General features: G+C 67.9%; 11 protein-coding genes. 2 read left to right on the top strand and 9 right to left on the bottom strand.

What is annotated here, in order from left to right:
- Positions 1–123: 123 nt before the first annotated feature.
- The 6 genes from LQ955_RS13815 to LQ955_RS13790 form a co-directional block, all read right to left on the bottom strand.
- Entirely contained in the window at positions 124–1,620 is a 1,497-nt protein-coding gene (locus LQ955_RS13815; protein ID WP_231025082.1) for a flavin-containing monooxygenase, read from the bottom strand.
- Positions 1,610–4,381, bottom strand: coding sequence for a 7,8-didemethyl-8-hydroxy-5-deazariboflavin synthase CofG (gene cofG, locus LQ955_RS13810; protein WP_231025081.1), 2,772 nt, complete (start codon positions 4,379–4,381; stop codon positions 1,610–1,612). Before cofG ends, LQ955_RS13815 begins: the two co-directional genes overlap by 11 nt.
- Positions 4,382–4,509: 128 nt before the next feature.
- A complete protein-coding gene (locus LQ955_RS13805; protein WP_231025080.1) occupies positions 4,510–4,854 on the bottom strand; it encodes a CHY zinc finger protein in 345 nt (114 codons plus the stop codon).
- Between the two features lies 1 nt (position 4,855).
- Entirely contained in the window at positions 4,856–5,452 is a 597-nt protein-coding gene (locus tag LQ955_RS13800) for an energy-coupling factor transporter transmembrane component T family protein (RefSeq protein WP_231025079.1), read from the bottom strand.
- Between the two features lie 98 nt (positions 5,453–5,550).
- Entirely contained in the window at positions 5,551–6,240 is a 690-nt protein-coding gene (locus LQ955_RS13795) for an energy-coupling factor ABC transporter ATP-binding protein (RefSeq protein ID WP_231025078.1), read from the bottom strand.
- Positions 6,241–6,253: 13 nt separating this feature from the next.
- Positions 6,254–6,865, bottom strand: a complete 612-nt coding sequence (locus tag LQ955_RS13790) for a biotin transporter BioY (RefSeq protein ID WP_231025077.1) — start codon at positions 6,863–6,865, stop codon at positions 6,254–6,256.
- A gap of 85 nt (positions 6,866–6,950) precedes the next feature.
- Here LQ955_RS13790 and LQ955_RS13785 point away from each other — a divergent pair, with 85 nt between their 5' ends.
- Together LQ955_RS13785 and LQ955_RS13780 are read left to right on the top strand one after the other, a co-directional pair.
- Complete coding sequence (locus LQ955_RS13785) at positions 6,951–7,613, top strand: TetR family transcriptional regulator (RefSeq protein ID WP_231025076.1); 663 nt, start codon at positions 6,951–6,953, stop codon at positions 7,611–7,613.
- 96 nt (positions 7,614–7,709) lie between these two features.
- A complete protein-coding gene (locus LQ955_RS13780; protein WP_231025075.1) occupies positions 7,710–8,966 on the top strand; it encodes an ATP-binding protein in 1,257 nt (418 codons plus the stop codon).
- A gap of 34 nt (positions 8,967–9,000) precedes the next feature.
- Here LQ955_RS13780 and LQ955_RS13775 read toward each other — a convergent pair whose 3' ends face one another.
- The 3 genes from LQ955_RS13775 to fdhD all read right to left on the bottom strand — a co-directional run bounded on the left by LQ955_RS13775 (position 9,001) and on the right by fdhD (position 14,062).
- Complete coding sequence (locus LQ955_RS13775) at positions 9,001–10,560, bottom strand: MFS transporter (protein ID WP_231025074.1); 1,560 nt, start codon at positions 10,558–10,560, stop codon at positions 9,001–9,003.
- A 197-nt stretch (positions 10,561–10,757) separates the two neighbouring features.
- Positions 10,758–13,133: an FdhF/YdeP family oxidoreductase gene (locus tag LQ955_RS13770; protein ID WP_231025073.1), complete on the bottom strand. Its 2,376-nt coding sequence runs from the start codon at positions 13,131–13,133 to the stop codon at positions 10,758–10,760.
- Entirely contained in the window at positions 13,130–14,062 is a 933-nt protein-coding gene (gene fdhD, locus LQ955_RS13765) for a formate dehydrogenase accessory sulfurtransferase FdhD (RefSeq protein WP_231025072.1), read from the bottom strand. The genes LQ955_RS13770 and fdhD overlap by 4 nt, the downstream gene beginning before the upstream one ends.
- Positions 14,063–14,110: the final 48 nt, after the last annotated feature.

Raw genomic sequence — 14,110 nt, 5'->3', positions numbered from 1 at the left:
GACTTTGCGAAAAGGCCCCCAAAAACCCTCGGGATGGGGCTTTTTCGCAAAGTCGATGCCGCGAAGGAGCGAGGGAGCGGAGTGGGAGGGAGGGGAGGGGGGAAGAGAGAGAGGGGAGGAGGCTCAGAGAGGGGCGAGGGCTACGGCGCCGGAGGCGGCGTAGGGGGCGGGGTCGAAGCGGGAGTTGCGGTCGCGAAAGGCCCGCGCGGTGCCGGGCCAGAGCAGCGTCTGGCGGCCGGTGCGCGGGTCGAGGTACCAGCTCGAGCATCCGCCCCGCACCCACACCGTGTCGGCGTTGGCGCGGTCGAGTTCGGCGGTGTACTCGCGCTCGGCCTCGGCCGAGACCTCGAGCACCTGCGCGGGTTCGGCGAGAGCGCCGAGAATGTACTCGATCTGGGTTTCGATCATCTCGACCGCCGAATTGTGGCCGAGGCTCGCGAGCGGGCCGTCGACGATGTACAGGTTCGGAAACCCGTGCACGCTGGTCGAGGCGAAGGCGCTCATGCCGTGCTTCCAGTGCTCGGCGAGGGTGCCTCCCGAGCGACCGATGACGATGCGGCTGAAGGGCAGCTCTGTCGTCTCGAAGCCGGTCGCGAAGACCAGCACGTCGAGGTCGTACCCGGCGCCGCTGGCCGCGGTGGCGCGGATGCCCGCGACACTCCCCAGGGCAGAGGGCTCGAGTGTCACGGTCGGCAGCCCCAGCGCCGGGTAGTAGTCGTCGGAGATCAGTACGCGTTTGCAGCCGATCTCGTAGTCGGGAGTGAGCATCCGCCTCAGCGCCGGGTCGCGCACCTGGCGTTCGAGATGGCCGAGCGCGCGCTCGCGGTGCTGCGCCGCCTCCGCGCTGCCGTGCCGCTTCTGGGCGAATCCCGCTTCGGCGGCCCGAAAGATGTCGGCCCGTGCGCGGTCGAGGGCCTGCGGATGCCCGGCGAAGAACTCGCGCTCGGCCGGAGTGTAGGCGCGATCGCCGCGCGGGATCACGTAGGGCGCGCTGCGCTGGAACACCACGACCTCCGCACCCGCTGCCGCGAGCTGCGGAACGAGTTGCACCGCCGAGGCGCCCGTTCCGACCACGCCGACGCGTTTGCCGGCGAGGTCGACCGAGTGATCCCAGGCGGCCGTGTGAAAGCGCGGACCGGCGAAAGTTTCGAGTCCGTCGACCGTGGGCAGCTTGGGCTCAGAGAGCCGGCCCGCGGCGGTCACCAGAACGCGAGCGGTGTAGTCGCCGCGCGACGTCGTCAGGCGCCAGTGGTTCTGGCGGGCATCCCATCGTGCCTCGAGCGACTCGGTACCGAAGTGGATGCTCGGCTCGAGCCCCTCGGCAGCGACGCACTCGCTCAGGTACGTGTTGATCTCGGCGCCGGGAGCGAAGACACGTGACCAGTCGGCCTTCTGCCGGAACGAGTACGAGTAGAGCTGCGCAGGAATGTCGCAGGCCACGCCGGGGTACGTGTTGTCGCGCCAGGTTCCGCCGACGGCCTCGGCGCGCTCGAGAATCACGAAGTCGTCGTGGCCGGCCCGGCGCAGGCGCATGCCGAGGCCGATGCCGGCGAATCCGGCCCCGATGATGACGACGTCGGCGTGGGTGGGCCTACCGTCGCCGAGGGGCTCAGCCGACATGGATGCTCGCCCCGACCGGCGCGTACAGCGTGCTGCGCTGGCGAGCCTCGCGGCCGAGCGCCGTGGCCGTCGCGGTGACGTCGGTGAGCTCGAGCGAACGGCCGGCCTCGGCGCCCGCGCCTGCGTTGATCGACCCGTCGAGCAGCAGCCCGCCGAGGTCGTCGGCGCCGCCGCGCAGTACAGCGCGGGAGTCGGCGAAGCCGAGCTTGGTCCAGGGGGCTTGAACGTGGTCGATGCGACCGGCGAGCATCAGCCGCGCCACCGCGTGCACAGCGCGGGTCTCGCGGCGGTCGGGCCCGGTGGTGGTGCGATCAGGATTGGTGCGAGAGCGATTCGGCCCGGTGGCGGTGCGGTCAGAGTCGGCGGCCGAGCTTTCGGCGCCCACGCGATCGTCGCCCGAAGTGCTCGTACCGAGTTTCGACGAACCCGTCGCCCGCGCGGCCGCGTGCGCCTCGGCCCGTTCAACGGCCTGCCCGGCCTGCCCGGCCTGCGCGACCCGCCCGGCCAGCGCGACCTGCCCGGCTGGCGCGACCTGCCCGGCCGGCGCCACCGGCGGAACATCCGCCGGCACGAACGGCATCGGGATGAACTCGGTGAATCCCCCCGTCTCGTCGTGCAGTCGCGCTAGCGTTCGCAGGTGTGCCACCTGCTGCGCCGGGCTCTCGATATGCCCGTAGACCATCGTCGCCGTGGAGCGAAGGCCGGCGCGGTGCGCGGCGGTGATCACGCGAATCCACTCGCTCGACGGCAGCTCGGTGCCGCCGCTCAGGCGCGCACGAATGCCGTCGTCGAGAATGCGCGCTCCTGTTCCGGGCACCGAATCGAGCCCGACATCGTGCAGCCCCGCGAGGTACTCCTCGAGCGGAAGCCCGGCGCGCTGGGCTCCGTCGAGCAGCTCGGCGGGCCGAAACGCGTGCAGGTGCATCCCTGGCGCCCCGCGCTTCACGGCCCGCACCAGATCGGCGTACGCCGTCGGCCCGAGGTCAGCGTGCGCGGCGCCCTGCATGCAGATCTCGGTGGCGCCGAGCATCCACGCCTCCGCCGCGAGTGCTTCGACGTCGTCGAGGGTCACAAGGCCCGGGCCGCTGCTCGTGCGCACCAGCGACGAGTCGAGGTTGCGGTTGACGGCGTAGGTCAGCGTCGCGCCGAGAGTCGCCTCGCGCACCGCATCTGCCACCCGCGCCAACTGCTCGAGGTCGTCACCCTGGGCGCCCAACAGCAGCTCGTACTCGGCATCGCTGAGTGCGGCGGGGTGCGCCTCGGCGCGCCGCAACGCGCTCGTGATCTCGGTAGTGCTGTCGACAAATAAGGCGATACTCGCCTTCGAGCCCGTATTCTCCTCGGCGCGCGATATCTCCTTTCTTACCGCCGCAGGTGCGCCGCCATCTACCGCCGCAGCTGCGCCAACACGCACCGCCGCGGTTGCGGCGCCGTCCATCCGCGCCAGCCCGCTCGCGTCGGCCAGGGCGAGCACCGCCGGCAGCACGGCGTCGTCGATCCACCCCTCTGGCTCGCGAACATAGTGCGGATGCGCGGTCAGCCGCTCGCGCAGCTCGAACCCGCTCGCCGCCGTCAGCCGCGCCAGCGACTCGATCTGCGGCCACGGGCGCTCCGGATTCACGTGATCGGGAGTGAGCGGGCTCACCCCGCCCCAGTCGTCGATTCCCGCCCGAATGAGCAGCGCGAGTTCCGCCGCGTCAGTGAGGTTCGGCGGGGCCTGAAGCCGAGCATCCGCCCCCATCACCAGGCGCGTCACGGCGACCGACGCGATGTACTCCTCGGTTTCGAGATCGACCTCGTGCATCATGGCGGTGGCGTCTTTGGCCCGAAAGTTCTGCACGATGGTCTCTTGCACGTGCCCCCACAGGCGAGCGGATGCCCGTATCGCCAGCATCGAATCGACCCGTTCGGCGTAGTTCTCCCCGATGCCGAACAGCACTCCCGTGGTGAACGGAATCTTCGAACGCCCGGCATCGTCGAGCACCCGCAGACGCACCGCAGGATCTTTGTCGGGCGAGCCGTAGTGGGCGCCGCTCTTCTCCGACCAGAGCCGCGTCGCCGTGGTTTCGAGCATCATGCCCATCGACGGGCCCACCGGCTTCAGCCGCTGCATCTCGGCCCACGTCATCACCCCCGGGTTGAGGTGCGGAAGGAGTCCGGTCTCGTCGAGTACGCGTTGCGCCGCATCGGCGACGTAGTCGAGCGTCGAGGCGTAGCCGTGCTCGTCGAGCCACTCCCGCGCCGCCGGCCAGCGGTTCTCGGGGCGGTCGCCGAGCGTGAACAGGGCCTCTTTGCAGCCCATCGCGGCGCCCGCGCGCGCGACCTCAAGCACCTCTTCGATGGGCAAGTACGGCGCCTTGCCCTCTTTGGCGAGCTTGCCCGGAGTCGACACAAAGATGCAGTAGTGGCAGCGGTCTTGGCAGAGGTGGGTCAGCGGAATGAAGACCTTACGCGAGTAGGTGATCACGCCCGGGCGCCCCGCGGTGGCGAGTCCTTCATCGCGCAGGGCGCTCGCGACCTCGAGCAGCCGCTCGAGCGCCTCGCCGCGCGCGTGCAGCAGCGTCTCGTACTGCTGCGGAGCGAGTGGATGCCCGGCCTCGGCACTCGCCAGTGCATCCTGCAGCTCGGCGGCGCTGGGCGTGAAGCGCTGAGCGACGGTCGAGCCGGTGCCAGCCGAGTGGCCGGAGACGGCCTGCGCAGACGACGCGGCACCGGAGATGGTTCGCGTGGGTGACAGGCTCGGCAGTCGCACGGCAGGCACAGGGCTCCTCGGAGGTTTCGGCGATGATCAACCAAAAGCCCAAATCGAGGCCCACTACTAGATTCGCTTCAATGCTAGCGCGCTCTGCCGGCCAACGGCGGCGAGCGCTCTGTTGGGCGCTTCGGGCGCTACCCGGCGGGCTCGAAGTAGAGGTGCGAGTGCAGCCGGCAGCCGGGGTTGAACGCTGCACCGCAGCGCGGGCATCCGTCGACGCCGAGGTATTCGGTGACGCTCAGTTCGCCCTGGCAGACGCCGCAGAGCACCGCCAATTCGCTCTGCTCGCTCACCGGCCAGGTCTGCGCGGCATGCCCTGCCGCTTCGGCGTGACAGAGATGGCAGGGGTAGTACTCGCCGCAGCAGGCGAACTTGATCGCGATCACGTCGAGCGCCGAGTGATAGTGGATGCAGCGGGTCTGGTCGTCGACGACGGCTCCGAGTACGCGCCTGTCAGATCCCCCGGGAGGTAGACGCATCTCAGCTCACCCCGCGAGCGGTGAGGGCGTCGCCGAGCTCGTCCGCGTGCTTGAGCGAGACCACGAGAAACGGAATGACGAATGCGCGCAGGCCTGGGCGTACGCCGCGTGCCCGCTGCGCTTCACGTACTCCGTTCGCCAGGCGCATGAGCACGGGCACCGTGGTGATGGCGACGGCGAGCACGAGGGCGATTCGTGCCGAGTCGACACCGAAGCGGGCGAACGGTCGCAGCCCGCGCTCGAACGCGTCGAGCAGGGCGGCGACGCGAGTCGTCAGAACCAGCAGGGCCGCGATCACGATGGCGGCGACGACCCGCGTCGTGTTCGCGATGGCAGCCTCCATCGGCAGAAACAGAACCTGAAAGGCGAAGGTGATGAGGATGACCCACCGCACGCTCACGACCTGCCGGGCCAGCTCGGCCACGCCCACGCGCGAGGAGACGTACGCCGCCACGGTGATGCCCCCGGCGATCGCCGCCGAGAGGTAGGTCGAGGGCAGCAGTGAGACGCCGAGCACCACGAGCAGCAGAACGAAAGCCTTCGGGCCGGCAGGCGCGCGGTAGAACCAGGAGGTTCCGGGGCGGTAGAGGGTCAGCATGGCTGAGCCTCGCGGGTTGGCGCCGGGGTCAGCACGGCTGAGCCTCGCGGGTTGGCGCCGGGGTCAGCACGGCTGAGCCTCGCGGGTTGGCGCCGGGGTTAACACGCCAGACTCGTTTCGTACTGCGCCGCCATCGCCGCCGGGTCGCCGACGCCAGTCAGCCGTCCGTCTTCGAACAGCACTGCCACGTCGCACCGCGCGGCGAGCGCGAGGTCGTGGGTCACCAGTACGAGACGGCGGTCGGTGGGCGCGAGCAGGTGGTCGGCTATCAATCGACTGTTTCGGGCATCCAGATAGGCCGTCGGCTCGTCGGCGATCATGAGCTGCGGCCGCCGGATGACCGCACCGCAGAGAGCGAGCAGCTGCTTCTGGCCGCCCGAGAGGTCGTGCGCGGCCCGATCCGCGAGGTCGGTCAGGCCGAACTCCTCGAGCGCGACGCGAACACGCTCGGCGCTCTCGGCCTTCGGCAGCTTCTCGCCGCGCAGCGAGAACGCGGCGTCTTCGGCGACGGTCGGCATGATGATCTGGGCGTCGGGGTTGCTGAAGACGAACCCCACGAGGCGTCGCAGCGCCTTGCTCTGGGTGACCGGGTCGACGCCGTGCACCGAGAGCGTGCCCGACGTCGGCGCCACGAGGCCGCCGATCAGCCGCGCGAAGGTCGACTTGCCGGACCCGTTGGATCCGATGACGGCGATGCGCTGCTGATCGAGGTGCAGCGAAACCGAGTCGAGCGCGAGGCGCTCGCCCAGCAGAACAGAGACGTCGTCGAGGATGATCGGGTCGGTCATCCGATTGCCCCGATCACGCCCGTGTGCGAGAGCGGAACGCCCGCGGGTAGGCCCGCACCAGCGTCATCGTGATGACGACGGCGATGACCGCCTTGATGAGGTCGCCCGGAATGAAGATGAGGCTCTGCACCACGGTCAACCCGAGCGGCTGGTGGGTTATCGCGGCCTGCACGGGGATTCCGATGGCGTAGACCACGGCGATGCCGCCGACGAGCACGCCGATGCTCGTGCGCCACCAGGTGAGCTTTCGGCCGCCGAGTTGAACGATGGCGCCGACGACGAAGGCGCCGATGATCCAGCCGAAGAGGTACCCGGCAGACGGACCGAAGAACACGCCGATGCCGCCGTGTCCGCCGGCGAGAAGCGGGAGGCCGAGCGCGACGAGCACGAGAAAGACGATCATCGAGAGCGCCCCGCGCCACGCGCCGAGTATGGCGCCGGCGAGCATGACACCCAGGGTCTGCGCCGTGATCGGTACCGACCCGACGGCGATGCCGGCCGGAAGACCCAGAACGGCCATGATGGCGGCGAACACCGCGATGCGGGCGATGTCGGTGGCGTCGATGCGCCACCGGCTGGCGCTCGCCGTGCGAGTCGGTCGTGGTGTGGTGGCCTGCTCACTCATTGTCTGTCTCAACTTCGTCGTCTGACCGCGTGAACACTCATCCTGAACAGTGTTCACCTGAACGGTGTTCACTATAGTAGGAATCATGACCACAGTGCACGGTTCGCCGGCGAAAAACGGGCGGCACTCCCGCGACGATGTCGCGAAAGCGGCCCTGCGTATTCTCGACGAGTACGGACTACCCGACCTCACCATGCGCCGGCTGGCGGCCGAACTCGACGTTCAGCCGAGTGCTCTGTACTGGCACTTTCCGAACAAGCAGACCCTGCTCGCCGAGCTGGCCGACCGCATCGCCTCGCGCGGCCGAACCGATGTCTCGCCGTCGGCCGAATGGATGTCGGTGACCTCCGCCGAGGCGGCAAGCCTCCGTGATGCGCTGCTGGCGTACCGCGATGGCGCCGAAGTGGTATCGAGCACGCTCGCCCTCGGGCTTGGCGAATCGGTTCCGCTCTCGCGGCTGACGAGCGCCGTACGCCTCGGCGGATTCGATGACGAAACGGCTCGCCGGGCATCCACTGCCCTGCTGCACTTCATTCTCGGGCACGTCTCGCACGAGCAGCAACGCCTGCAGTACGACAGCATCGGGGTCGCGGCGGGCAACGGTGGCACCGGCAACGCAACCGGCACCCTCGACGACGCCGAGCTCACGGCGGCCGAAGGGGCGGCCGAGTTCAGCTTCGGCGTTCAACTCTTCATCGCCGGCCTGGGTGCCCTCGCCGCCGAGTCGGCTCTCACGGCCATTCCCTAAACGTGCCCCTAAATCCTCCACAAACGTGCCCCTAATTCCTCCCTAAACGTGCCCCTAAAATCTCCACAAACGTGCCCCTCGCGGTATGCTTCAGCCATGCAAGGTGGAACGTACTGCCCCCGGGTGATCGATGCTGAAGTCAAATCCGCGCTTTCGATCTTGGGAGGCGTGCTCATCGAGGGGCCCCGTGCCAGCGGCAAGACGGCAACTGGCCTCGAGCACAGCAACAGTTCCGTACAGCTGGATACAGACGCTCAAGCTCTGAAGCTTGCCGGTGTTGATCCGTTCCTCATCTTGAACGGGCCTTCGCCGCGAATGATCGACGAATGGCAACTCGAACCGCGGTTGTGGAACGCCGTGCGTCGAGAGATCGATGATCGGCAGGCCGTGGGGCAATTCATTCTCGCTGGTTCGTCGGTTCCCGCCGACGACGTGACGAGACACAGTGGCGCAGGTCGCATTCTTCGCATTCGAATGCGGCCGATGAGTCTTTACGAGTCAGGGCACTCTGACGGTTCGGTGTCTCTCGCTGCCCTGCTGGCCGGCGAGACTGTTGCGAGCTCGTCTGGCGAACTAACCGTCGCCGATACCGTCGATCGTCTGGTGATCGGTGGGTGGCCACGACTTGTTTCGCGGTCGCCTGATGACGCCAGTCGCGCGCTGCGGTCGTACCTCGACGACGTTGCTCGCGCTGATTTTCCGCGTGCGGAATCCATTCGCAGAAGCCCCGAGCGAGTTCGCGCCGTGCTGCGAAGTCTCGCGCGAAATTCGGCGGCAGAGGTGTCCGATGCGAAACTCGCTCTCGATGTCGGGGGTGCTGAGCCGATGAAAGCAGCAACATTCGCAGAGTACGTTTCCACTCTCGAGAGGCTCTTGCTCGTCGAGAACCAGCCAAGTTGGGCTCCGCACCTCCGTTCGCGTGACGCAATCAGGAAGGCGCCGAAACGTCACTTCGTCGATCCATCGCTGGCCGTGGCGTCGCTGCGCGGGTCGAGCTCCACATTGCTCGCCGATCCGAATACATTGGGACTTCTTTTCGAATCTCTCGTCGTTCGCGATCTGCGGGTGTACGCACAGTCGCTAGACGGATCGGTCGCGCACTACCGCGACTCAGCCGGCGTGGAGGTCGATGCAATCGTGACCCTTGGTGATGGTCGTTGGGCGGCGTTCGAAGTGAAACTCGGCGAAGCCCGTATCGACGAGGCGGCTGCGTCGTTGACGAAGTTTCGTGACAAGGTCGACACCTCGAAGTCGGGAGTCCCCGAACTCCTCGGGGTCATCACCACCACTCGGTATGCCTATCGTCGCCCAGACGGGGTGCACGTCATTCCGCTTTCGACGCTGGGGCCGTGACTGAGGCCGTTTCAGAGCGCCTCGCGCGGCTGAGTTAACTGTCGGCTCGGGCGCGACGGGGAAAGAGCGGGGTGAGCACGAGAAAGACGACGAGCAGCACGACTTGGGCGATGAGGGCGTTCTGGTAGCCGGCGCCGGGCTGGCCGAGGTTCAGGGCGGCGAAGAAGATCGAGCCGAGAACGGCGACTCCAGCGGCCGAGGCGATCGACTGCACAGCGGTGAGCACACCCGAGGCCGAACCGACCTCCGAGTCGTCGACCGAGCCCAAGACGATGTTGAAGAGTGCCGCGATCACCAGACCGCTGCCGAGCCCGGTGAGCACGAGACCCGGAACGAGCTGCCAGAGCGTGAAGCTGGCGAGGTTCGCGAGAGCGAAAATGAGCCAGCCGGCGCCGACTAACTGGATGACCGCACCGATCTGCAGCACAGAACGCCCCAGTTTGTCGGCGAGAACTGCGCCGCTCAGTGCGCCGCCGATGAGGCTGCCGATGGCGAGAGGTATGCCGCTGAGGCCGGCCTGACCTGCGCCGAAGCCTTCGCCGAGTTGCAGAAAGAGGGTGAAGACGAGCTGAGCACCGACACTGCTCGCGAAGAACAACGCGATGCCGGCGAGACCGACAACGTACGACCGCTTGCGAAAGATGCCGGGCGTGACAAGTGGGGTTCCGCCTCGCTTGGCGCTCCAGCGCTGCTGAACGGTGAACAGGTAGAAGCCGGCGAGGGCCGCCACCATGCTGATCCACGTCCACGCGGGCCAGCCCGCGGCCTGGCCCTGCACGAGCGGCAGCACGAGCAAGGCCGACGAGACGATGACGATGAGCGCACCGACAAGGTCGATCGCGATCGCCTTGTCGCCGGGTGTCTTCGGCAGCACGATCAGCGCGATGATCAGAGCGGCCACGCCGATCGGAATGTTCACGAGAAACACGGCGCGCCAGCCGCTGCCCCCGATGTCGGCCTGAATGAGCGCCCCGCCGATGATCGGGCCGAAGATGCCGGCCAGCCCGAACACGGGCCCGAAGACCGCGAACGCCTTGCCGATTTCGGAGGGAGGGAAGGCCGCGCGCAGCAGCCCGAGTCCTTGCGGCAGAAGGATGGCCGCCGCAAAGCCCTGCGCGAGTCGAAACGCGATGAGCAACTCGATGGTGGGGGCGAGGGAGCACAGCAGCGAGGTCAGGATGAACGCGCTGAGGCCCACCACGAACATCCGTCGCCGGCCGAACCTGTCGCCGAGCCTGCCGCCCAGAATGAGGCCCGCACCGAGAGTGAGGGCGTACCCGCCGATCACCCACTGCAGCCCGGTCGCGGTGGAGCCGAGGCTCTTCTCGAGCGACGGCCCGGCGACGTTGACGACGGTCGAGTCGATGAGGTCGATGATCTCGGCGGTGAGCATCACCGCGAGAATCAGCCAGCGGTGCCGAAACGGGTCGGTGGCCGGTGCAGCGGGTGCCGGCATGCCGGCGGTGGCGGAGGTGGGGACGGCTGCAGGAGCCGGGATGGCGGTTGCGGCGGGCGCGGCGGCTGCTGTGGCGGCGGGAGGTGTGGTCGAGCCGGGCGCTGCGGAAGGAGGCGCGGGTGACTCGTCGGTCGGCATGCGCCAATTCTGCCAGCCACGGCCGACATTACGACCGCGTCACGCGCTCCTCCCTCCCGGGGTTAGTATGCGCGCACGTTTGGCGCAAGCGCCCCTTTCGAACTACCGCGCAAGCGCCGAAGTACCGCGCAAGCGCCGAAGTACCGCGCAAGCGCCAGAAACCGCGAGTGCGCGAGCGAGGGGAGGCGTAGGCAGGCTCAGCCCGCGACGAGAGCCCCCACCGGCTCGAGGCGAACGAGAATGGCCTTCGAGACGGGGGTGTTGCTGCGATCCGCGGCACTCGCGAGCGGAATGAGCACGTTCGCCTCCGGATAGTACGCGGCGGCACACCCCTTCGCGGTGGGGTACGACACGACACGGATGTTCGGCAGCACCCGATCCGCCTCGCCCGGCCACTCGCTGTAGATGTCGACGCGCTGCCCGTCGGCGAGGCCCAGCTCGGCAATGTCGAGAGGGTTCACGAACACCACATCGCGCCCGGCCTTGATGCCGCGATACCGGTCGTTGAGGCTGTAGATGGTGGTGTTGAACTGGTCGTGCGCGCGCATGGTCTGCAGAATGAGGCGCCCCTCAGGCCGAACGATCGGCTCCAGGTGATTGACGGTGATCATCGCCTTGCCGGTCGCTGTATTGAATGTGCGCGAATCGCGCGGGCCGTTCGGCAGAATGAACCCGCCTTTGCGCCGCACGTCGGCGTTGAAGTTCTCGAATCCGGGAACGACGTGCGAGATGTGCTCGCGAATGATGTCGTAGTCGTCTTCGAAGCCCTTCCAATCGATGCGGCTCCCGCGAGCATCCGCCGCGCCGGCGCCGCCCCCGGCCGCACCCGCTGTCGCACCCGCCGCCGCGCCAGCGCCAGCGCCGAGCGTCGCCCGCGCCAGCCGCGACACGATCGCGATCTCCGACAGGATGCCCGGCGCAACCGGAGGAATACGCCCGTGTGACCCGTGCACCGCACACACGCTGTCTTCCACCGAAACGAATTGCGCCCCCGTGGCCTGCACGTCGACCTCCGTGCGCCCGAGCGTCGGCAGTATCAACGCCTCGGATCCGGTCACCACGTGCGACCGGTTCAGCTTCGTCGAGACCTGCACGGTGAGCGAGGTCCCCCGCATCGCGGCCTCCGCCGCCGCGGTGTCGGAGATGGCGCCGACGAAGTTGCCGCCCATCGCGAAGAAGATCGAGATGTCACCGCGCTGCATCGCCTCGATGGTCTGCAGGGCATCCGTGCCGTGTTTACGCGGCGGTTCGAACTCGAACTCGGCGCCGAGTTTGTCGAGAAAGCTGTCGCTCATCTGTTCCCAGACGCCCATGGTGCGGTCGCCCTGAACGTTGCTGTGGCCGCGGATGGGGGATGCCCCGGCCCCCGGCCTGCCGATGTTGCCCTTCAGCAGCAGCAGGTTGATCAGGTCGCGCAGGGTCTCGACGGCCTTCTTCTGCTGGGTGAGCCCCATCGCCCAGGTGATGATGGTGCGATCGGCACGAATGTAGCGGTCGGCGAGCTCGTCGATCTCCGCTGACGACAGGCCGGTCGCGGTCAGCACATCGGCTTCGTCGAGGTTCGCGAGGTGGGCTTTCAGCTCTTCGAGTCCCAGAGTGTACGAAGAGAGGAACGCGTGGTCGAGCACGGTACCGGGGGCGGCGGCTTCGGCGTCGAGCACACGCTTGGCCACGGCCTGCAGCAGCGCCATGTCGCCGCCCGACCGGATCTGCAGGTACTGGTCGGCGAGTGCGGTGCCGTGCCCGATGAGCCCCCGCGCGGTCTGCGGGTTCTTGTAACGAAAGAGCCCGGCCTCGGGCAGCGGATTCACGGCGACAATTGTGGCCCCGGTCTTCTTGGCATCTTCGAGCGCCGTGAGCATGCGCGGATGATTTGTGCCTGGGTTCTGGCCCATGATGATGATGAGGTCGGTGTGCTCGAAGTCGTCGTACGCGATGGTCGACTTGCCGATGCCGATGGTCTCGCCCAGCGCCGTTCCGGTGGATTCGTGGCACATGTTCGAGCAGTCGGGCAAGTTGTTCGTGCCGAACGCGCGCACGAAGAGCTGGTAGGCGAACGCCGTCTCGTTCGCCGTGCGCCCGCTGGTGTAGAAGGCGGCGTTGTCGGGCGAGGGCAACGCGTTGAGGCGCGAGGCGATGAGCGCGAACGCCTCATCCCACGAGATCGGCTCGTAGTGGTCGCTGTCGGCGCGTTTGTAAACGGGCTCGGTGAGGCGGCCGTGCATGCCGAGCCAGTATTCCGACTTGTCGAGCAGAGAGGTGAGCGAATTCTCGGCCCAGAACGTGGTGGGCACGGTGACCGGCGTCGCCTCCCAGGTCACCGCCTTGGCGCCGTTCTCGCAGAACTCCAGCGCTTTGCGCTTGTCGGGGTCTGGCCAGGCGCAGCTCATGCAGTCGAAGCCGTCTTTCTGGTTGATCGACGTGAGCAGCTTGGCGGTGCGCGCGGGGCCGAGGTGGGTGAGCGCCGGCTCCATGGAGTGAAAGATTCCCGGCAGGCCCACGGCCTCGTGCTTCGGATGCCCGACCTCGAGATCGGGGTAGCTCGACCCGTCGTTCAGCGGTTTTTTGCTCACAGGGCAGCTGCTTTCTCGAGTTCGGGGGTGGCCGGCGTGGCGGCTGTGCGGGCGTCGCCGACGGGGGCCGCGGCGGCGGCGGCGACCGGATGCCCGGGGTCGTTCGTGACGCGGGCCTCCGCACTGTAGACCACCATCGACGGCCCGCGCAGAAAGCCCACCACGGTCATCCCCACCTCCGCCGCCAGCCCGACGGCGAGCGACGAGGGTGCGGAAACGGCCGCGAGCAGCGGAATGCCCGCCATCGACGCCTTCTGTACGAGTTCGAAACTCGCCCGGCCCGACACCATGAGCACGGTTCCGGCGAGCGGAAGCTTGTCGTTCGTCAGCGCCCAGCCGATCACTTTGTCGACCGCGTTGTGCCGGCCGACGTCTTCACGAACGACCAGCAACTCGCCAGTCGTTCCGTCGAAGAGCGCCGCGGCGTGCAGGCCGCCCGTCTTGTCGAATGCGTCTTGCTCGGCGCGCAGCTTGTCGGGAAAGGTCGCCAGCAGCTCGGCGCTGATCTGCAGCGGGTCGTCGTGCACGGTGTAACGCGTGTGCGTTCGCACGGCGTCGATGCTCGCCTTGCCGCAGAGCCCGCAGGAGCTGGTGGTGTAGAAGTTGCGCTCGAGGCTCGGATCGGGGGCCGCCACGCCTGCACCGAGCGTGACGTCGAGCACGTTGTACGTGCTCTCGCCATCGTCGTTGGTGCCCGCGCAGTAGCGGGCCGCGCTGAAGTGCTGTTGCTGCGAGATGACTCCCTCTGAGACGAGAAAGCCGGCGGCGAGATCGAAGTCGTGCCCCGGCGTGCGCATCGTGATGGCGAGGGCCGTTCCGCCCACCCTGATCTCGAGCGGCTCTTCGACCGCGAGCAGGTCTTCTCGGCGCGAGGTCGGGCCGCCGACGGTGATGCGTGTGACTCTGCGTCGAGCTGTGATCCTACCCATATGTCCATACATAGCATCCGCATCGGGCATGCACAATGCGGCGGCCTC

The sequence above is a fragment of the Subtercola endophyticus genome, from assembly GCF_021044565.1.
Taxonomy (GTDB): domain Bacteria; phylum Actinomycetota; class Actinomycetes; order Actinomycetales; family Microbacteriaceae; genus Subtercola; species Subtercola endophyticus.
Note: the sequence above shows the minus strand (reverse complement) of the source record. Positions and strands in the feature narration are given on the sequence as shown.